Source organism: Chromobacterium sp. IIBBL 290-4, assembly GCF_024207115.1.
Lineage (GTDB): Bacteria > Pseudomonadota > Gammaproteobacteria > Burkholderiales > Chromobacteriaceae > Chromobacterium.
This window is the reverse complement of the sequence record NZ_CP100128.1, coordinates 5,019,709-5,040,398: the sequence shown is the minus strand read 5'-3', so window position 1 is coordinate 5,040,398 and position 20,690 is coordinate 5,019,709. Positions and strand designations below refer to the sequence as shown.

Annotated in this window: 8 protein-coding genes; 1 reads left to right on the top strand and 7 read right to left on the bottom strand. The window is 66.3% G+C overall.

Annotation, left to right across the window (positions count from 1 at the left end; translation table 11 throughout):
• Nucleotides 1–24: 24 nt before the first annotated feature.
• The 5 genes from NKT35_RS23630 to NKT35_RS23610 form a co-directional block, all read right to left on the bottom strand.
• Entirely contained in the window at nt 25–765 is a 741-nt protein-coding gene (locus tag NKT35_RS23630) for an energy transducer TonB family protein (RefSeq protein WP_254297706.1), read from the bottom strand.
• Between the two features lie 14 nt (nt 766–779).
• Complete coding sequence (locus NKT35_RS23625) at nt 780–1,199, bottom strand: ExbD/TolR family protein (RefSeq protein WP_254297705.1); 420 nt, start codon at nt 1,197–1,199, stop codon at nt 780–782.
• Between the two features lie 11 nt (nt 1,200–1,210).
• Nucleotides 1,211–3,049 carry a DUF2341 domain-containing protein gene (locus tag NKT35_RS23620; RefSeq protein ID WP_254297704.1) on the bottom strand — a complete coding sequence of 613 codons (1,839 nt, stop codon included), beginning with the start codon at nt 3,047–3,049 and terminating at the stop codon, nt 1,211–1,213.
• Nucleotides 3,050–3,080: 31 nt separating this feature from the next.
• Nucleotides 3,081–4,673 carry a ShlB/FhaC/HecB family hemolysin secretion/activation protein gene (locus NKT35_RS23615; RefSeq protein WP_254297703.1) on the bottom strand — a complete coding sequence of 531 codons (1,593 nt, stop codon included), beginning with the start codon at nt 4,671–4,673 and terminating at the stop codon, nt 3,081–3,083.
• Nucleotides 4,674–4,903: 230 nt separating this feature from the next.
• Nucleotides 4,904–5,536, bottom strand: coding sequence for a transposase (locus NKT35_RS23610; protein WP_254297702.1), 633 nt, complete (start codon nt 5,534–5,536; stop codon nt 4,904–4,906).
• A gap of 354 nt (nt 5,537–5,890) precedes the next feature.
• On the opposite strand from NKT35_RS23610, the gene NKT35_RS23605 reads away from it, so the two are divergent.
• Entirely contained in the window at nt 5,891–6,244 is a 354-nt protein-coding gene (locus tag NKT35_RS23605) for a hypothetical protein (protein ID WP_254297701.1), read from the top strand.
• Between the two features lie 150 nt (nt 6,245–6,394).
• On the opposite strand, the gene NKT35_RS23600 is transcribed toward NKT35_RS23605, so the two are convergent.
• Both NKT35_RS23600 and NKT35_RS23595 read right to left on the bottom strand, forming a co-directional pair.
• A complete protein-coding gene (locus NKT35_RS23600) occupies nt 6,395–7,360 on the bottom strand; it encodes an IS1595 family transposase (protein WP_254293992.1) in 966 nt (321 codons plus the stop codon).
• 125 nt (nt 7,361–7,485) lie between these two features.
• Nucleotides 7,486–20,541 carry a filamentous hemagglutinin family protein gene (locus tag NKT35_RS23595; RefSeq protein ID WP_254297700.1) on the bottom strand — a complete coding sequence of 4,352 codons (13,056 nt, stop codon included), beginning with the start codon at nt 20,539–20,541 and terminating at the stop codon, nt 7,486–7,488.
• Between the last annotated feature and the right edge of the window lie 149 nt (nt 20,542–20,690).

The window sequence follows — 20,690 nt, the reverse complement described above, 5'->3', positions numbered from 1 at the left end:
TCAGGGTTTGCCTTTAGCTTGCATTCACGAAGGCCGGCGGCTGGTCAGCGCCACCTTGACCGGCATGGTGGTGCTCGTGGTCGGACGCTGGTCGAACACGGTGCGCCGCAGCACGGCCAGCACTTTCTCGTCGATGTCTTTGTCGCCGCTCGACTGCGCCATTTCGACGCGCGTCACCTGTCCTTCGCGGCTGATCCAGAGGTCGACGTTCATCCGGTACACCAGCAGCCGGGTGCTGTCGGTTTCGCGCAGCGTCTTTTGCAGCGCATAGCCGAGGTATTGGCCGTAGGTGGCGTTGCCTATGCGTCCGCCGCCTCCGGAGCCGGCCAAGCCGTGCCCGGTGCCGGCGCCGATGTTGAATGCGTCGCTGCCGGACTGCGCATCGGCGTTCATCTGCATCGGGTCGGCGGTGGTGTCGGCCGGTTTCGGCGGCGCTTCCTCCGCCGGTTTCGGCGCCTCTGAAGGCACCGGAACCGGTTCCGGCTCGACCATCTTTTTATCCGGCGGAGGCGGCGTTTCCGGTTTGGGCGGCGGCGCTGGCGGAGGCGGCAGCGGAATGATCGTCGTCAGTTCCGGCGGCTTGCGCTGCACGCTGGCGATGCTGCTGGCCCACTGCCAGACCAGATAGGCCGCCACGGCTATCGCCGCCAGGGCGGCCACGCCCAGCGCAAGGTTTTTCATGCGCCGCGGCGGGGGCGGCGCCGGTTTCGAGAACAGATCGCCAAGACCGTCGTCGTTCGGCGGATAGGTTTTGCAATCAGTCACGGCATCACTCGCGTTCAGTTCGGCTTGCCGGTCACCAGACCGACTTGCGACAGTTCCAGGCGGCGCAGCAGATCGAGAACCTCGACGACCTTCTGGTATTGCACCACCGCGTCGCCGCGCACGATGATCGGAAAGTCCGGATTGAGCGCCTTCTCTGCGCGCAACCTGTCTTCCAGCTCGGGCAGCGTGACCGGATAGGCATCGAGGAACACCGCGCCGGCGTCGTTGATCGAAATCGCCTTGGTCTTGGGCTGCGACAAGGCCGTCGACGAGGAGGCCTTGGGCAGGTTCACCTTGATGCCGGCGATCTGCGCGGTGGCGGTGAGGATGAACATCACCAGCACCACCATCAGCACATCGACCAGCGGCGTGATGTTGATGCCGTCGACGGGCATATCGTCGTCGCCGTCGTTTTGCGAGGAAACGGAAGCCATCTCGTCTCTCCTTATTCAGTCGCGGTGGCGGGAGCGGCGGCAGCGCTGGCGCGCAGCTGCATGCGTGCGATTTCCATGGACTGGCCTTCTCCATGCGCCTCGGCCAGCCGGGCCACGAACTCATCGACGAAAACCCGCATGTCCGCGCCGATTTCCTTGTTGCGGGCGATGATGCGGTTGTAGCCAAACAGGGCGGGAATCGCGACGAACAGGCCGGCCGCCGTCGCCATGAGCGCCGCGGCCATGCCCGGCGCGATCGCGTTGATGTTCACGTCGCCGGCCATCGCGGTGCCGAGGAACACCACCATGATGCCGAGCACGGTGCCGAGCAGGCCGATGTAGGGGCCGCCGGCGATGGCGTTGGACAGGGTGCCCAGGCGGGAGCCCAGTTCCAGGGTTTCCCGGGTGCGCACGGCATCCATGGAAACCCGGATCGCTTCAATGGTCGCGCTGGAGATCAGCGTGGTGTCGGCCCCTTGCTGGCGGCGGATGCGCAGCTCATTGACCGCGGCGGCGTACAAGCGCCACAGCGAGGCGTTGTTGAGCGCGCCCTCGGCGCGGGCGTCGTCGGCCAGCATTTCCAGATGCATGCCGACGCGGGAGAACGCTTCGCGGAAGGCGTCGTTGGCCGTCTGCAAGCGTTTGGTGCGGCGGAATTTCACGATCATGATGCTCCAGGTCTGCGCCATCATGAACGCCAGGATGGCCAGCACGATCCAGGCATCGAAGGGCACCGCCTTGATCAGGAAGGTCAGGCCGGCGAAGCCGAAACCGGCTTGCTCCTCGTCGGCGCCGTATTGCAGCAGGCGGGATTCCTTGCCTTGGGATATGGCGTCGGCCAGGATCAGCGGCTCGGGGCGCGCCACCTTGGAGATGCGCACTTCAGCGATCGCGCCGCTGAACGGCGCAAAGCTGGACGCCGTCGCACTATTGGCTGTCGGCGCATCGCCGCCGATGGCCGCCGCGGATGAGAACGCAGGCAAGGCGGCCGCGAGCGACGCGGCCGGATGGCCGTTGACGAACAGCTGCACCTGCTGGCCGCGGGCGGTCACAGCCAGATGCTGCCAGGCGCCGGCGGCGAGCGCTTGCGCCGGGCCGCTGCGTTGGCCGTTGATTTCAACGAAAGGCGCGCCCTGATTCAAGCCGATCAGCAGCGCATTGCCGGCGTCGCGGCGGGCATAGATCAGCTGCGTGCCCTTGGGCTGGGCGACGCGCAGCCAGGCGCTGAAGGTGAATTCGCCGCCGGCCGGCACAGCCAGCGAAGGGGAGGCCGGCAAGATCAGCGGCTGGCCGGCCAGTTGCAGCGCGCGGCCGATCACGCCGTCCGTGGCTGCGCCGACAGCCTTCTGGGCGTGGTTGGCATACGCGGTTGCGTCGCGCGGCATGGCGTCGGCGCCGCCGCCGAAGTGATAGACCAGGACGTAATTGGGATCAAACACGGACTGGCCGTTGGCGGCGTCCGGCGCGGCCTTGTTGCCGTAGTACATCCAGATTTCCTGGCGCTCGCCCGGCTTGATCGCAGGCACGTCCACCCAGACGGTGGCCATGCCCAGCGCTGGGTTGAAACTCTCGATCTGGTGATTGAGCACGGTCTTGCCGTCCGCGGCGACGAAACGCAGGTCGCTTCCTTTTTCATTGGCGCCGTCAAAGGAAAAATTGCCCGAGTGCAGCCGCATCAGGACCGGCGCGCGGCCGACCGGCGCGCTGATGTTGCCGCCCTTGGGCGTGGTGTCGATGAAAATCTGTTTGCGAAACTTCCAGTCTTCCTGCCACCAGTCCGCGGCGAAAGACAGCGAGGGCAAGAGAATGCTCATCATCAAGACAAGCAAGCAGGGGAGTGTGCGTAACATCGTGAAGGACTCCGGAATGGCTCTGTGTTGATCAATAACTGGCGCGTAGGTTGAAATTCAGCAGCGGGTCGTATTTTTTCGTGTTGGAGCCGTCGCGCAGCGGATACGCCCAGTCGAGGCCGGCGGAAAGCCAGTCGCGCAGCCGCATGCGGGTGCCGAGGCCGACGCTGGCCAGCTGGTAATGGCTGGTCTGCTCGGGCAGCGGCTGGAGCAGGCGCGTGCCGGCGGTGTCTGCGAAGGCGTAAAAGCGCCACTCGCTGACCGCTCCGCCCAGCCAGGGGGCGATGGACGGGGTGCGCAGTTCGGCGCTCAGCAGGTAGCCGGCGTCGCCGGTGCGTTCGGCCGCGTAGTAGCCGCGCACGCTGGTCGCGCCGCCGGCGGAGAATTGCTCGTTCGACACCAGCGGGCCGGAGGCGAACTGGAACGAGAGGCGGCCCATGGCCTGCCAATCGCGGTAAATGTCCTGGGTATGGCTCAGGTTGCCCTTGAACACCAGAAAGCTCGGATTGGCCAGCCAGCGCTTCTCGTTGAACTCCTTGTCCTGGCTGCCGATGCTGAAGAAGCTGCGCGAGGCGCCGGCCAGGCTCAGGTCGATAGCGGACTGCGAGGATTCGGCGGCGCGGAAACCGCTGTAGGAAAGCGTGAACGGGGTGTAGCGGATCGGCACGTTCTGTTGATCCGAGCCGAATTTCAGGCCTTCGTTGAAGTCTTTGAACTCCAGGCCGGCCGATACCGAGTGGCGCCAGTCGCCGATCGGCTCCCAGGCATAGTTTCCCGCCACGGAAAACGAATGCCCCTTGCCCAGCACATTGGTGCCGTTGAGCGTCGCCACATTGCTGTCGCTCTTGAAGGCGGACAGGTCCAGACGCCAGCGTTTGCTCAAGGGCAGCGAGTATGAGGCGGACAGCACTTTCGCGTCGTCGCTGTGGTTCGGCGCGGTGAAATAGGTCAGCGATGCCGAGTGTCCCAATTGCCAGAGATTGTTATGGCTTAGCGTCGCCATCGCGCGCAGCTTGGAGGTGTCGGCGCTGTAGTCGTTGTTCAGGGCCAGGCTGGCGCTCCAGGGACGCTTGTCGTCGACCTTCAGATCGACATCCATGGTGCCAGGCAGCTGTCCTGGCTTCACCGCGGGCAGAACCTGCTGGTCGGGCGAACGGTTCAGCTCGCCCAGTTGCGCCTGGGCCAGCTGGAAGTTGGGCACTTCGCCCTCCTTGAGCGCCGGCACTTGATCGCGGATTTCCAAGGGCGAGTGGTAGCGCGCGCCGGTCACCCGCACGCGGCCGATCTTGGTTTCGGTCACCTGCAGGATGATTACGCCGCCGACCACTTTCTGCTCGGGCAGGTCCACGTATACCGATTGCAGGCCCCGCTCGTTGTAGACTTTCTGGAGGGCGTCGCGCGCCGCTTCGATGTCGGCCATGGCGCGGTCCGGGCCCAGGTAGGGCGTCACCGCGTTTTCTATCGCCTCGCTATCCAGCGTGGTGTTGCCGCGAACGATGTATTCGTAAATGGTCACGCTGGACGCGGCGGGCTTTTCCGCGGCGGCGGGCGCGGCCGTGCCGGCTTGAGCCGCCGCGGCGTGAAGCGCTCCGCAGACGGCAAGCGCCAGACCGGCAAGGCGCAAGGTCCGCGCCTGCCGGCGCGGCCTGCTGGTCGCTGAAAATGAAACTCCATGCTGCATCGACGCTACACCCCTGATTGGTTAATTGCTAATGAGCAAGCGGCGCTTGACGGCGGCGCCGTTCCCTCGGATTTTTCCATCCCGGCCGCGCGCGGCATCCCGCCTTGCAGGCGCACGGGGGCCTGCAAGCGGCAAGCGGCTTTATGGCGATGAATGGATGGATGGCGCTGCGGTCAAGCCGGAACTGAGAGTTCTCGCTCCTCCGCTTCCTGCAGGGCCGCGTCGCGATGGTCCGGCGGCAAGGCCGGCGCGCAGTGGTCGCGCAGGGCGTGCAGCAAACCGAAATTGACGCTGAACTCGCAGGCCTCCACATGCGTGGACACATGACTGGACAAGCAGCAGTAGACCGCTTTCACCACGCGCGCATCGGCGCTGACGAGCCGCATATCGCGGATGAAGGCTTCGGCATCCGGCAATGGGGCCGAGGCGGCCGCATAGCCGACGAACCATCGCCAGAGCATGTTGTAGATCAGCGCTTGGCGGACAATCTTCGGGCAGCCGATGGAATATACGATCTGCAGCACCCAGGCGCGGATCACGAACGCCGCCGCCACGCGGCTGGCGCAGCGCTCGCTTAATCCGCTCAAGGCATCGGCCTCAGCGTCGAGCGCCTCGTCGATCCGCTCGCGCAACATCACCAGAGCATGGCTGGGGTCGGGGATGTAGGAGCGCAGATTGTTGATTTCATTCCAGGTGGGATAGTCCACGATGCAGACCCATGGCGAGTCATAGCGATCGACGATCACCGAGCCGACTTTTCTGGCGACGCCGACCCACTCGGACAGTTTGTCGTCCAGCTCGGTCATGCTCACTCTGTTGCCAGTCGCGCCGATTCTGCTTTTGTGCTTGGCTGTCATTCTCTTCATGGATGCCTCTCTACTGCCCATCCATCCCGGCGAGCCGAATAACGAGCCTTCGCATTCGTCCTGATGGAACGAGAAGGCGCGCATCCGTGCGGGCGGCCTGGATGCTCACGGATATAAGGTGGAGTCGAGTTGAAGCGCCCCACCCGTTATTTATGTCTTGACGGGAACAATACAGCACCGTAATGACATGTGAGTTAAAAAATATCCCGAACATTGCAAAGCGAAATTGCCATGGAGGAGCGGCCGTGGCTGCGTCATACTGATATTCGGCATTTGCCGATAAGGAGTCTTGCCATGAACCGTCAGCTGATTGGAATGGCGCTGTTGTGCGCCGCAAGCGGCGCCGTGTCGGCCACCGAAAGCGCGCCCTCCGAATCCTGCGTGGCGGTGGTGGTCGACGGCGTGCGCACGCTCCCCTACGAATGCTTGAGCCGGCAACTGACGCCGGCTGGAGCCCGGCCCCGGGAGGCTGGCGCGGCCGAGCTTGCCCGCTCCGCGAAAACCGCGGAACGGCCGGCCAACCAACTGGGGCTGTTTAACCGTTCCGCCACCGCGATCCGCATGGGTTCGAATTTTGGCAACGCCGCCAGCCCGCAGCGTCCGCCATTGCCGGCAGACTATTCGCCGCTGGTTCCCGCTCGGCGCTGAACGCTGGGGCATGCGGGAGCAGGGCGCGCCGCCATGCTGAACTGTCATGAATCAGTAAACATCCCGAACTTGATTGCTGCGGAGAGCCCGCGCCTTGTAAAAGGCCTCTGTTTCCGGGGGGGACGGCAGCGCCTTCAGGCAAAAAAAAGGCTATGTCCCAATAATGTGTTGCAAGGGACGACCCACTGCCTCCTGCAAGCAGTGGCAAGGCTGCATGGTTTGCTGATAGCGCTCCAGCATCCGTCGCCACCCCAGATAGTTTTCAAGGTATTTGGTGGCAACCCCGTGGAATCGAGCCATCCAAAGCTTCAAGCGGCTATGGTAGGCATTCACATGCTGGATATGGAACGCCCCCTCGCGTACCCGCTGTCCCGTCTTGGCATGCACGACTCGATGGGTAATGCCATGCTGCCTGGCAAAGGTCGAGTACACCGCTGCGCCGTCCGAACACAGGATGGCGTCGCTATCCACCAACGGGGCTAAAGCCGCTTCCACATGAGCGCCATTGAGCTTCTTCAACTTGAAGTCCGCTATATGTCCCTCTCGGTCCTGCACCACCATGATGGGAATCTGATCCGGCCCGGTTCCCCGTGTTTGGCTGACGCCACCCCGCTGGCGCGGCGCGCGGGGGAGGCACCGCTGCCCTTTGAATGATTCCAGAATGAAGGTTTCATCTACTTCGACGATGCCTCGGGCTTGCGCCGCCAGATGGTCTGATGCGCGATGCAAGAAGCGATGCCGCCATAGGAAAGCCGTGTTCTTGCTGATGCCGCATGCACGAGCGGCTGCTCGCACGGTCAAGCCATCCTGCAGTGCTTGGGCGTAGCTCAGCCAGCGATCGGCCTTGCGCAATTTGGCTAATGGACTGCCCGACAAGGCATTGCAGGTCCGGTGGCACTGTTTGCAGCGATAACGCCGCAGGCCTCGGCTCCAGCCCCATAACGCCAACTGGTTGGCCTCGGCCTGGCAGTGTGGGCAAGCCGTCAGGTCAGGCAAGGCGTCCTGAATGGCGTCATGGTGAGTGGGATGTTTAAGCGCAGAAGACAGCAAGCTCCTCTGTTTGAGCGTGAGCTGATCCAGTTGGGCAAGAAAACGCTGAAAACTCTGGGCATCCATGGCGCGACTCCCGGTCTGCTACTGTATTCAGCATAGCTCCCAACACGGAATTGGGACATAGCCAAAAAAAAAGCCCGCCGGCAAATGCGGGCGGGCCGGGCAGGGCGTCGCCGCCCTGTCTGCGTTTACAAGGCTTCGTTGCCAAAGCCCAGGATTTGCACCGACACCTGCGAAGCCTGGTTTTGACGCGCCGCCGACTGCTGGCGGCGCATCACCTCGCTGGCGGCCTGGGTCGCGCTGGATGATGCGGCGCTGGCCGAAGCCTGTGCGCCGACGTTGACCGTCGCCGCCATCGGCACCCCTGAGGATTTGCCCTGCACCTGGATATTGGCCGCGTTCGCCACCTGCAAGGCCGCGACGTTTACGTTGCCGGATACCCGGATGCCGGCCTCGCCCGCATCTATCGTGCCAAGCGGCGCGATCAGATCCACGTCTCCCGCCGGCACTTCCGGAATCGGGTTGAGCGTGGCGATGCCCGCTCCCGCGCTGGGCACATTGGGCGATATCGAGGCATTGCCGACATTGTCGTAAACGCGCCGCGGCGGGGTGTACACCACCGTGGTTTTCGAGCCGCGGCCGGCGTTGATGTCGCCCTTGGCCGACCAGGCGAGGATGCTGCCGCCAAAGGTTGTCATCAGCCGGCTTTGTCCCAGCAGGATGCTGTCGCGGGAATACAGCGCGATGTCGCCGCTGCCCTGGGTGATCAAGCCGGCGGTGGACGGCGGCGCCGCGCCTTCCACGCCATAGGTCTGGCCGCCGCCTGGCGTGATGACCTGGATGCCGCCGCCCAGCAGGCTGTGGATGCCCGAGCCGCCGTACATCAGCAAGCTGCCGTCATAGGCCAGGGCATTGCCCGCCGCGTCCTGCTCCGGGTATAGCGCCGCGATGGCGCGGCGTCCGCGCAGATAGCTGCCATGGCGCGGGCTGTCGGCGTCGTTATACTCGCGTCCGCCTGCGTGCAGCTCGGCGAAAAACACCTGTCGCGCGAAGATGCGCTGCTGCTCCGGCGCCAGGCCGGCCAAATAGCGCCGCGCCTCTTCCGCCGTGCCGGCGAAGCCGTAACGCTTGCTCAGCCACTCGATCAACTCCGCCTCGTAGGTCTTGGCGACCTTGCCTGGCTGGTCGGCCAGCGGTGTGCCGGCGGCCGCCAGGTTGGCCGCGTCAAGATAGCGCGCCAGCAGGCCGGCGTAGTTCGCGCCGCCTGCGCCCTGGCCCGCCAGCACGGCGATGTCGGCGCCCGGACGCTTGTCGCCCTCGACCACCAGACCGATGCTGGCCAGCGATGCCAGATCCTGCTGCACGATATTGCGCCCGGCCGAAATCTCCAGCGTGCCCGGTCCCGCCACGCTGAAGTTGGCGTAGAGGATGTCGCGCCCGGCCGAGACGACCGAAACGTCGTTGGCGCGGGTGTGGACGATCAGGTTGCCGGAGAGATACGCGTTGTTGCCGAAGGGGGCGATATCGGACAATGAAAGCGCTGTTTCGTCGGATCTGTTGCCGGCGTAAACAACATCTCGCCCCGCGCGCACCGCTACCGGCCCGGCGGCCACATAGTCTTTCTGGCCTGCTCGCGTTCCAAATGCGTTAAAAGCCGCTATCGTTCCAGTGCGCAAGCCGACGATGTCGCCGTTCGCCGCGTAAAAACGCGAAGGTTCGCCCGATCCGCTCCCCATGCCCGCTTCGCGGCCTATGCTGTTGACGCCGAAAGCGAACAGCGGCATATCGCTGGCATCCGGCGCGTCTGGGCTGGTATTGGCATAGATGAGTCGTCCTCCCGCAAGCGATGATCCGTAGAACCCTGGTTGAGCCGGCGTTGCCAGCGCGGCGGCATCGGCGCCGGATTGGCTGATAGGATAGCCGCCGCCGTAGATAGAGCCTGCCGCCAGCAAATCCAGGCGGCGTTCGCCCAGCGGCGCCAGCAGCAGGCCGGCCTTGTCCCAGAAACCGGTGTTAAAGCTGTTGTCGGCTATCGAAAGTCCATAGTAGACATTGCCCTGCAGGGCGGCGGCGCTGACTTGGCCTGGCAGCAGAAACCAGCCGCCATTGGACGAGTAGGGGTAATATTTTGGGACAGATTGGTCAGAAATACCCTCGCTGAAGCGGGTGTCGAAGGCCAGGTTGCCGCCGGCGGCCAACAGCGTCAAGGCGGTGCGGCTGCTCCACAGGGTGAACCAGCTCTTTCCGGCCTCGCCTGAGCCTTTATTGGACGTAAACGCAATATAGTTGCCGCTTGGGGCCAGGCCGGCATCGGCGGTTCCGCCCAGCACCAGGTCGCCGCGGCTTGCCACGCTGACCGTGGCATCGCCTGGCGTCAGCATCAAACCACCATAGGCCGCCGATGTGCTGGCGACATAAGGGTCAGGCAGCCGGACATCGCGGACATCATGAAGGCCAGTATTGTTCAGTGCGATGGTGCCTATCCGGCCCGCCGCCATGTCGATGGCGCCGCGCAGATTGATCAGTCCGCCGTAAAGCTCATGAGATTGCGTAATGTGGTTGATAGTGTCTAGAGGTCTAGCCTCGGCATGGCTGTTCCAGCCGCCACCGATGCGCAGGTCGAGGTCGCCGCCGCCGGTCAGCGTCAGCTGGCCGTTGTCGAGCATCCGGCCGCTGCTGCCTATGGCCAGCGCCACGCCCTGGCTGCGTGGCTGAGAACCATCGGGAGTCTTGAGTCGGATCATCCCTGCATCCCCGCCTACGTGCACGGCGACATTGCCGCCGCCCAGCGCGCCCAGGCCGGTAAAGCCGGTGACGGTAGGCCAGTAGTTTAGATAATTATGGGGGTCAAGCTCGGGATCGAAGACATAGGTGCCGAAATTGATCCACCAGGCGGCGGGCCGGTCCGCGCCGCCCTGGCGCCACAGCCAGTTGCCGGTGTTGACGCTATCTCTCGGCCATACCGCGGCGTAGCCCCAGCTATCCCCGGTCAGATCGCCGCCCACCGCGACATGTAGATTGCCGCCGCCGTCCGGGTACCAGGCCTGGTCAAGCCGGCTTGGTCCGCGGACCAGCGCCTCGTAAGCCGCCGCCTGGTCTCCGGCATTGCCGCCCAGCACCGTTCCGCCGGCGGCCACCCGGCCGCGCGCCGGGTTGTAGCGCGCGTCCAGCGTCGCATTGCCCAGGTGCGTCGGGCTGCCTGCCGTGTATACCCCGTAGGGCGATTGCATGGAGAAACTGCCGGCCGCTGCAATGTCCAGATCGCCGGCGCCGGTGCGCAGCACGCTGAATATCGGCGCCTTGGGAGTGACCGACAGCGTAGCCACACCTCCAGTCACCTCGGTTACGCATAGACCCGGCATAGCGTCGCAGTACGGCAGAAAGTCCGGTGGAACAGGGGTGCCGGCAGTGCCGAAAGTATCATCGGCCCAGACATAGCTGGTGGTGCCGCCCACCATGGTGGTCTGGTACTGCGCGGTATAGTGGGTATCCGCCGCCAGCAGGCTGCCTGCCTTCGCATCGGGCCGGCTCAGGCGGGAGTCGGCGGCGCCGGTGTCCGCGCCGGCGCTCAGGCGCAGGTTCCACGAGGCGGAGCCGTCGGGCAGCATGGCCGCCACCGCCCAGTTTTTGCGAGGCAGGACATTGCCCTGGCCATCGCGCGGGCGCAGGTCCACGCTCAGCGTGTCGGCCGGCAGCGCCACCTGGGTGCCGGAGGCGATCAGCGCGCCCACCGGCAGCGCCAGTTCGCCCTGTTGCGTCATCGCTGTCGGCAGCGGCGCGCCCTTGGGCCAAGTCAGGCTCGCCAGCGTGACGGACGCGGGCAGGGATGTGCCGGCTTGCAGGCGGGCTCCCGCGGGCAGCGCGAGGCCATTTGAGCCGACCACCGCGCCGCGGGCCAGCAGCACGCTGCCGTTGGCGGCCAGCACGTCGCTTGCCAGCACCGTGCCCGCTGGCAGAACCAGCCTGGCGCTCAGCACTATGGCGGCGGGCAATGTGGTGCCTGCCGGCAGCGTCACGTTCTTGGCGGTGATGGCGTAGTTCAGCGTCGCGCCCTTCGGATAAACCGTGCCGTCGGCCAGTTTCACGCCCGGCACCGGAATCACCACATCGCCGCCAAAAGGCTGCTGTCCGGGCACCAGCCACCAGCTTTTGTCGTCCGGCGTGGCCGGCGGTGGCGCAAAGCCATCGTTGATGCTGCCGTAGATGGACAGATCGCCGCCGGCCCGCAGCGTCAGCGCGCCGGCTTCGCCGGAACCGTAGGCGGCGCTGGGCGCCTGGGCCGGATTCAGGCTGGCGTAGCGATAGCCGGACAAATCCAGGTCTCCGCTGACGATAAGATCGCCTTGCGGCGTCGCGCTGACGATCTCCACCGCCGGACGCAGATGCAGCGCGTCGCGGTAGCGGGCCGTGCCCAGGAGGCCGCCCAGCCGGCTGGCCAAATTGCCGCCCTTGGCCAGCGCGGCATCAATGAAGCTCTTGCTGTCCAGGTGCTTTTGGTCCAGATACGCTTGAGTGATGATTTGATAAGGCCGTCCGCTGACCGAGGTTTCGCCCTTCGCCGCGTTGTTGAAGGGCGCGTCGTTGTAGACTTGCCGGCCGTAGACCGTGATGGTTTTCGCGCCCAGGATGTCCAGACGATTCCCGGCGGCGAGGGCGATATCCCCATAAGTGGCCGCTGCCGCGCTGCCGGCCTGTCCGTTGGCGTCGAGGCGAGGCGCGATCAGGTCCAGCGTGCCGCGCGCGCGGCCGTCGTCAAGCGCTGGGTTGGCGCGCGCCCGCGCGTCGTCGGCGCCGTGGCGCAGGTCGATGCGTGCCCCGTCGGCCAGGGTCAGCGTGCCGCGGCCGGCGTCCAGCTCTATGCTGGCGCGGTTGGGCGCGTCGATGATGGCGCCGCGGCTGTCCAGGCGCAATTGGGTGCCGTGCGCATCCAGCAGCGCCGAGCCGGCCACCGTCAGCCCGTCGCGGGCGGCCAGGCGTATGCTGCCCACTTGCTCGCCGCTGGCGTCCACCGCGCCGCTCACTGTCAGGCGTCCGCCGTCCAGCGAGAGGTTGATCTCGCGGGCGCGCAGCCCGTCGCCGATAGTCAGGTCGCCCTGGCGCAACTGGAAGCTGCGCTCGCCAGTAAAGCCGCCGTCGTTAAGCCGGGCGTTCAGCGCGCCGAAGGCGTCGGTCAGGTTCGCCCCGCCGCCTAGCGTCGAGGCGCGCAGGTTCAAGCCGCCGGCGCGCCACGGCGCCGGGGTGCCGCCGGCGTCGTAATGGCCGGATGTCGTCCCCTTCAGGCTGCCTTGCAGGTCCACGCGGCCGGCGTCGCCCTGCGCGATGACGGTCAGCATGCCGGCATTATTGTTCTGCGCCGACAGGTCGATCAGCGAGCCGGCCGCCTGGGTGATGGAGCCGGTTGCGCTTTGCAGCGTCACGTCGCCGCCCCAGCTGTAGCGGTGGGCGTCGAACAAGGCGATGTCGCGCCCGGAAAGGTCGAGTTTGGCCGCGCTGCCCAGTGTCAGGTCGCGTGCCGCTAGCACGGTGAGCTTGCCGCTGGGCAATGCCACCGCGGTGTCCAGCAGCACGCTGTCGCCGCTCAGGCTCCATTGCGCGCCGGTTTGCGTCGGGCCGGTTTGCGCTGCGCCGCCTGCCGGCGAAACCACTCGCAGCGCGCCGCCGGCGGTGACGCGGCTCACCGAGCCGCCCTCGCCGGTTAGCAGCGGCGTTGTCAGCGTGAGGTTGCCGCCGCTGTAGCGTGGGCCGTCCGGCGCGGCGTTCTGCGCGGCATACACCGCCAGCGAGCCTTTCTGGTTGGCGGTAATGCGCTCGCGCGCGGTAAAGGCGGCATCGGCAAAGCCCAGCACCATGCGGCTCGCGTCGTCTATGCCATTGGGTCGGCCGGTCGGGCTGTAGCCGAATTCGATAACATTAGCCTCGACGGCCAGCCGGCCGCTGCCGGCGCCGCGTCCATTCGCCACCGGCGCGGGCGCTGCGCCGCCGCCGTTCCAGATCAAGGTGCCGGTTTTGATCAAGGCAGTATCGCCTGAGCCGCCCGCGCCGTAGATCGCCGGCGTGGACAGCGCCAGACTGGCCAGGCGCGCTTTGCCGGTCGTTGGGTCGGTGGTGTCCAGGCTGACCGAGCCGAACAGATTGAAGGATTCGCTGGCGGAGAGGGTCAGCCGCTCTAGCGCCGGCGCGCCATAGGCGGTGTCAGCTTGCAGCAGCCGGTCCAGCAGCGCCTGGTTCAGCTCCAGGCCGGGCGTGAGCGCGCCGCGGGCCGCTGCCGCCGCCAGGGCCTCGCGGCTGCCAGCGTTCACCGCGCCGACCGCCAGCGTCAGATAACGCGCGCCATAGCGCGCATTGTCGCCCATCTGGAAGCTGGAACGGGTCGCCGCGATCAGCGATCCCTCCGCATAAAGCTCGGCCGGCCGCGCGCAAGCGCCGCCGCCGCATACGCCTATCGATACCGGTCCGGACTCCCCACCGATACGATCGGACTTCGGCGGCAACATGTCGATCCAGCCATTGGACGCGGCCACCACGCTGATATCGCCTGGCTGGTATATATAGCCGTTGGTCGAGTCGTAAGCCGGTTTGCCGCGGCCTATGGTGCGGATGCCGGCGCCGGGCTCGATGACAATGCCGCCTTGCGCGCTGCCGGCGATCAGGAACACCTCGGGCGCTTGCAAAATGGCGCCGTCGCGCAGGATGACTTTGCCGGTTTTCGCCTCGAGATTCAGATAATTGCTTTGGCTGTTGCTGGTGTTGCCGAAGCTGTATGTTGACCACAGCTGGCCGCCCAGCATCAGCCGTTGTGCGCCTATGGCATTCAGGTCTTGGGCTCGAACCGACGCGCCGGCAAAGCCGGCGGTGGCGGAAGACCCGTTGCCGAGGATTTCCAGCGCGCCCATATTGGTATCTGTCACCAGGCTGGCGCTGCCGCCGAAGCCGTCCTTGCTCGGCGTAAAGTTGGCCGCGCCCTCAAAGCGGAGCGTGCTGTCCGGCAATGCGGGCAGGCGGATGGCCAGCGATTTGGCGTCGGCCGGCAGCAGCGCGCGGATGCCGCCGTTGAGCGCGCCCTGGGCGCGGATGAAGCCGGCGTAATCGGTTTCGTTGTACTGCGAATAGCGCCGCAACACATCGGCCGGCGTAATGATGAGGCTGGCCAGGTTGTCGGCAATGCCTGTGCCGGCGATGGACAGCACGGCCGGCGCTGAATAGGAACCATTGCGCAGCGCCAGCGCCCGGGAGGCGCTGGCGTTTGCCTGGGCGCCGTTGTTCCAGATTTGGAAGGCCCCGGGCAGCAGCGCGCGCATCCGCGCCGGGCTAGCGCCGCCGGGCGCGCCGTTGATTTCGACGCGGAAGGCGCCGGGCAACAGCGCGTAACTGGATGGTAGCAGCGTGTAGCGGCCGGCGGCCAGGCCGGGCACCTCGCCCGACTGCAGCGTGATCTGCTGGCCGATGCGCGGATCGACGGCGCCGGTGGCGTCGGCCGGCGCATAAGCGCCGGCATAGCCCGGCAATATGGCGTAGACCGGATTGGTGGCCAAGCCGGGCAGAGAGAAGCTGCCGCCGCTGATCTGCATCAGTGGGGAATAGCGCGCGTCGGTGGAGCCGCCGCGGCCCGGCACGAAGCCCGCGCCGGTCAGCGTGCCGCCGCCGGAGAGGTCTAGCTTCGCGCCGGACTCAACCGCGACGCTCAGACCAGACAGCGTGATCTTGGGTTGACCGCCCGCATCGGACTGCCCTGAACCCTTTTGGCCCACGCCCGCCAGCGTTACCGGCTGGCCGCGGTATAGATAACTCACGCCGTCCGCCGTGCCGCCATAGGGCATCAACAGCCCGTCCGCGCTGACCGAAGTGAGGCTGCCGGGGGCGAGCACAGTAGTTCTGGTTGTGGCTTGCGGCTGATAATTGCTTGCGGCGGGGCCTGGAACGGAGTCCGATCCCAGGCTGATGTTGCCTAGCGGCGCGCGCACAATGCCTTGCTGCGTTATCGTGGCGGCCCCCAACATCAGGCTGCCGAACACCGAATAAGGCACGGCCGGGAGGGCGGCTTGCGGGTCGTAGCGGCTGATCGTCAAACGGCTGTTCGGATCATGGGTAGGCACTTGCGTGTCGCTGGTCAAGCTGCGACCGGCCAATACGCGCGCGCGGACTCCGGTGGCGGGATAGACCTGGTCGGCGCGTAGCAGGATGTCGCCGGGCGACAGCAGCTGCGCATCCCAAGTCTGGGCGTTCGGGCTGGCCACAAAACGGATATCGCCGGCACTGTTCGCGCTGAACTGGCCAAAGCCCGCGCGTTGGGCTTGCACAACGAAAGAACCGAGGTATACCGAGTCGTCCATGCCCAGCGCCACGCGGCCCTGGATGTCTATCAACCGGGCGTTGGCGCTCAGGCTGGCCTGCTGCGCTCGTGGGCTGAGGCCCGCGGTCCCATCGCTCGACCGGAAAGGACTGGTATGGCCGTCGGGAGGGGAATACGTGTCGCTGATGCCGCCTAGCAGCACATAAGGGGCAGACAGGGCCACTTTGGCGGATGCCGCCGCGCCGCCGGCAACGGAAAGCGCGCCGGAGTAAAGGCGCAGCTCGCGGCTCAGCGCCAGGTCGACATCGCCGGCGAAGCTAAGCGAGCCGTTGCTGAACAGCGTCAACGCGGCAAAGCCGCCTGCTGCTACCTGGTTCACGCCGAGTTGGGCGTGGCCGTAGTCCAGCGTGGCCGGCGCGGCAGCCGCTTCGCGGCGCTGCGTCAACTGCAGCTCGCGCAAGGCGAGCACGCGCGAGTCTTTTACATCGTCGTCTGAATATTGCGGCGTGTCGAGCGCTACCGTCAGATGGCCGCCGGCGGCGCCTGCGCCGCCGGCGCGGGCCAGCAGGCGGCCATCCAGGTAGAGGCCGCTGGTTGAGGCGAGGCTGATGTCGCCGCCATCGCTAACCTGGTCGCGCACGCCGCTGCCATCGGCATCGAAACGCGCCGTGGCGCCGGATGCATCCAGCACCGCGCCCTGGCGTATCACCACAAAGGCCTCCGACGCCCGCGCGCGGTTGTCCGATTCCTGCACCGTGCCGCCGATGACGATGCTGCCCTTCGGGCTTAGCTTGCCAAAGGGCAGGCCCTGCGCATCGCTGGCGGTAAATGCGGTTGCCGAGGCGTCGAGCAGGGCGTGCGGTCCCAGCTCGATGCGGCACTCAGCGCCGCTGCCATCGCCAAGCAAGCCCCATCCCTTAGTGTCATTGGAGGAGCGGACAGCGCGAGGCCCTGTCAGGCTGAGGCGGCCGCCCTGCGCGCGGAGCGTGCCGTCCACCAGCAGATTGCCGCCGGCGGACAGCGCAATGGCCTGGCCGGGATCGACCGTGATGGCGGCATCGCGGCCCACATAAACATTGCCGCCGGGCAAGGGTATATTTTGGGAGGACATTAGGCCGCCCGCCGCCAGCGTGATGCTGGCGCCCTGGCGCTGTGTAATCGTGCGCGCCGCGGCATCCGCCATATACTGCGGCGGCAGCCATGGAGCCGGCATGGCGCCGGATGGGTCGGCAGCGGCCTGCAGCAAGGCTTGCGGCGCTAAAACAGGCTGAGCCACATTCAGCGTCACGCCGTCTGGCAGCACGACGCCGCGCTGGGTCCGCACCTGGTAATCGGCGAAGCCGCTTTGGAACAGGCTGGTTTCCAGTTGGCTGGTGGCTCCGACGGGGACGGGTTTCGTCGCCATCGTACCTGCCGGGATCACCGTTCCCTTGGGCACCACCACATCGTAGGGCAAGTTTGTTCCCGCCTGCGCGACTCCCGCACGTGGCGTAACGGGTACCCCTTTGGGAAATACATCGGCGGGAACCACGTAGTCAAATGGGAATGGGTAATCATCCATGTAGCCACCAGCGAACTCTTGTATGGTGGTGCCCTTCGGTAGTTTGTATACGGGCCCCGTTGTTCCCGTCGCGGAATAGATTTCTAGGAATCGGGGCTGTTTTTCACCTGGCAATAAGTAAGTGACCCGATAGGCGTGTCGATTGCCTCCTGGCTTAACTGGCGGCGCATAAGGCAAGGTCCAGTCAGCCGCCAGAACCACGTTGCGGATAAGTGGGACGCTGCCCACCTGCTCACCGGGTTTTGCCCAGTTCACTGTATATGGCGTATCCAGCAACAACGGTTCTCCGGCTAAGATCCGGACATCTTCAGTGGTGATCAGGTCGGCGAGCGCCGACTGGCCCTTGCCCAGCAGGCCGGCCTGGCTCAGCAGTTTTCCGCCTATCGAGATCGCGCTGGCCGATGCGATGTCCAGCGTGCCGCCACCCTTGCCGCCATAACCGCGGATCTCGCCATCCAGCGTCAACACCGCCTGAGGATCGTAAGCGGCGGCGCCATTCACACTCGACGCCAGTCGCACCGAGCCGCCGCGCCCGCCGGACAGGCTGGCATCCGCGCCGATCACGCCGCCCGAGGAGACGTCGATTTTAGCACCGCGCTCCAGCGTGATGCTGGTGGTGGAGCGCAGGCTGACTTGGCCGCCATCGGCATAAGCTGCGTCGGCGCGGCGCGCGCCGGCGGCGCGCAAGTCGACTATCAGCCCGCGCGCATCAAGTGTGGCGCCATCGCGTACCCGGACGCCGGGCTGGCCGTCTTTCGGCGCCGCGAGGGTTAAATCGACGATGGCGACGTTGCCTTGCCAAACTGGTTGAGCCAGCACATTGCCCAATTGCAGCGCGCCGCCGCGCGCCGTCAGGCTGGCGCGCACATCCACGGCCGGCGCGTAAAGCGTGATTTCGCCGCCCGGCGCGGCCTGCAGCGTGTCCGCCACGGCAATGTCCTGCTTGGCGGCGATGCGCACCGCGCCAAGGTTCATCGCGCTCAGAATGCCGGCATCGAGCGCCAGCTTGCCCTGGTGCGCACTGTCCACCGGTTGATCCAGCGTTACCGCGTCGGCCAGGGCCTGGCCGCGCGCTGCCAGCGTGACGCTGTTAAGCGTGGGGTCCAGCCTGTAGCGCAGCATGCCGGCGCCGGCATCGTAGAGTGGAGTTTCTGTGCCGATGACCAGCGCCGCGCCGCGCGCCGCCGCCAACTGCGACTGTTTGAAGCCATCGCCAGGCTGCGGCGCGAGGCTTTGCCTGTCTCCCTGGTAGACTGCGTTGACCAGCTTGCCTTCGAGCACGGCATTGCTGGTCGCCACCACCAGCTTGCCGGCGTCGCGGCCTACGGTGTAGCCCGGCTCGTAGCGGAAGGTCGAGCCTATCAAGGGGCTGAAGTGGAAGTCGGTATGGCCCCAACGCTTGCTGCTGAGCGCATAGCCGCGGTAAACGCCGGAATACAGCAGATCGCCCGGCGCGCGCGACAGTTCGTACAGGCGGCCGTCGCTGCCTTTGAGCCAGGTTTGCTGGATGCGGCCGCTTTGCATGTCTAGCGTGCCGCCGGACAGATTGATGCTGGAGCCGGCGCGCGTCACCAGGTCGCCGCCGCTTACGGTGACGGTGCCGCCCTGGGCCATCCACTCGCCGACGGTGCGGCCGCTGTTCGCCAGATAGCCGCCCACTTCCAGCAGGCCGCCTTGAGTGTACCAGCGGTCGGTCGCGTAGCCATTGGCGCCGGCCTTCACTAATTTCAGATAGCGGCGGTCCACCCAGACATCGCTGCTGGCCAGCGCCTTGCTGTCGCGGTTGCCGGGGCTGTCGCGCTGCTCATTGCCCTGAACATTGATTTTGACTGCATTGGATTCCATCGCCACACGCACGCCGACGGCGCCGGAGACGTCCAGTTCCGCGCCGTTTTCGACCAGCGCGCGCCGGGCCGCCGACACCGCGATGGCGCCGCCGGTAGCCAGCGTCAGCGAGCCGGGCTGGAAGTCCACGGTATTGCCGCTGACGATTTCAATGCGCGACAAATCGGTGCGGTCCGCTATTGTTCCGAGGTTGTCGAAGACGCCGCTGGGGTCGTTGCTTGATACGCCGCCGATCAGTCGCGCGCTGCCGGCCTCGCGCTGGCTGTCCAGCGCAGTCGCTGCGCTGTCGTCCAGCAGCACGGCGCTGACGCCGCCGGCCAATGTGACCGTGCCGGCGGCGTCGCCGGCGCGGCTGGACAGATGAATGGTGCCGCGCTTGGCGGTGGAGGTGGTGGCAACGATCACGCCGGCCTGAACCACCTCGTGGCCGGTCAGCGTCACGTCGCCGGTTTCCGCGAGGATCAGCCCGTTATTGGCGACCCGGCCGGCGGCGCTGCCCGGCGCGCGCGCGGCTGACACTTCGTGGCCGGCTGTGGTGGAGGTGGTATTGGCGTCGGTGCCGACTCCCTTGCGGATGTAGAAACTGTCGCCGGCGGCCAGCAGGGCTTGTCCGGCCGGGGTGGCGATCTGCCCGCCTTGAGAGACTTTGGCGCCCAGCAGCAGCACATAGCCGCCGCCGCTGGTGGAATTGGCCGGCTTGGGCGTGGCGATCTGCGCGCCGGGGCGCACTTCTACCGCGCCCCGCGCGTCGGTGAAAGTGGGCGTCGCGCCATTTGCGCCGTAAAGGCCGCGCTCGCGGAACTGCGCATCGTCGATCTTGGCCGCCGCCGTCACCAGATTGCGCACATTGACCTGGCTGGTGCCGGTAAAGATGATGCCGTTCTGGTTGACCACCATGACGGTGCCGTTGCCCTTGATCGCTCCTAGAATCTGGCTTGGGCGCGCGTCGGCGCCGCTTACGCGGTTGAGCACGGCGTCGGTGCCGTTTTGCTGAAAGTCTACCGTGGTGTTGCGGCCAACATTGAAAGTGTCCCAGTTGAGAATGGCCTTGTCCTGGGTCTGCTTTATCGCAACGCGGGTTTTGCCATCCTGCGTGGTTTGCGTGGCGCGCTCAGCGCCGCTCCAGGGCAGCTGCGCGCCATTTGCATCCCGGTCCCACAGGCCGCCTCGCGCCAGGCCGTCCGGCACACTGGACGCATCCAGGGCGGCGGCGTCGCGCGCGGCTTGCTGGGCGGCCTGTTGGGCGGCCTGTTGGGCGGCGATGGCGGCGGCGGTCCGTTCCAGATTGTCCACCGAGCGTTGCAGGGTCTGGCGAGCGGCCTGCCGCTGCCGCAGCTGCGCGGCATCAACGGCGGCATCCGCGCCAGCCTGCGCAGGCCGGCTCGCGCGCGACGCGCTCACGCTTTGCGGCGACGCGAACCAGGCGCCGCTGACCGGGGCGGGCGTTTGCGCCTGGGCGGCGGCGGCGAATCCCATGCAGGCGATCGCAACGGCTTCGACAAGTGGGGAAAGCCGCAGTCTGCGGCTGGAGGAACGGAAATGGGCCATGATTACTGTCACCGTCTGTGAAATCCAGTCCGGGCGGCGCACGCGGCCGGCCGGCGCGAAAACGAAAGCCAAAAGGCCGACCGGATACCTGGGTATCCGGCGGCCGGATCCAAAACCCGCGCGGCCAAGCCTGCGCCGCGCGGGGGGCG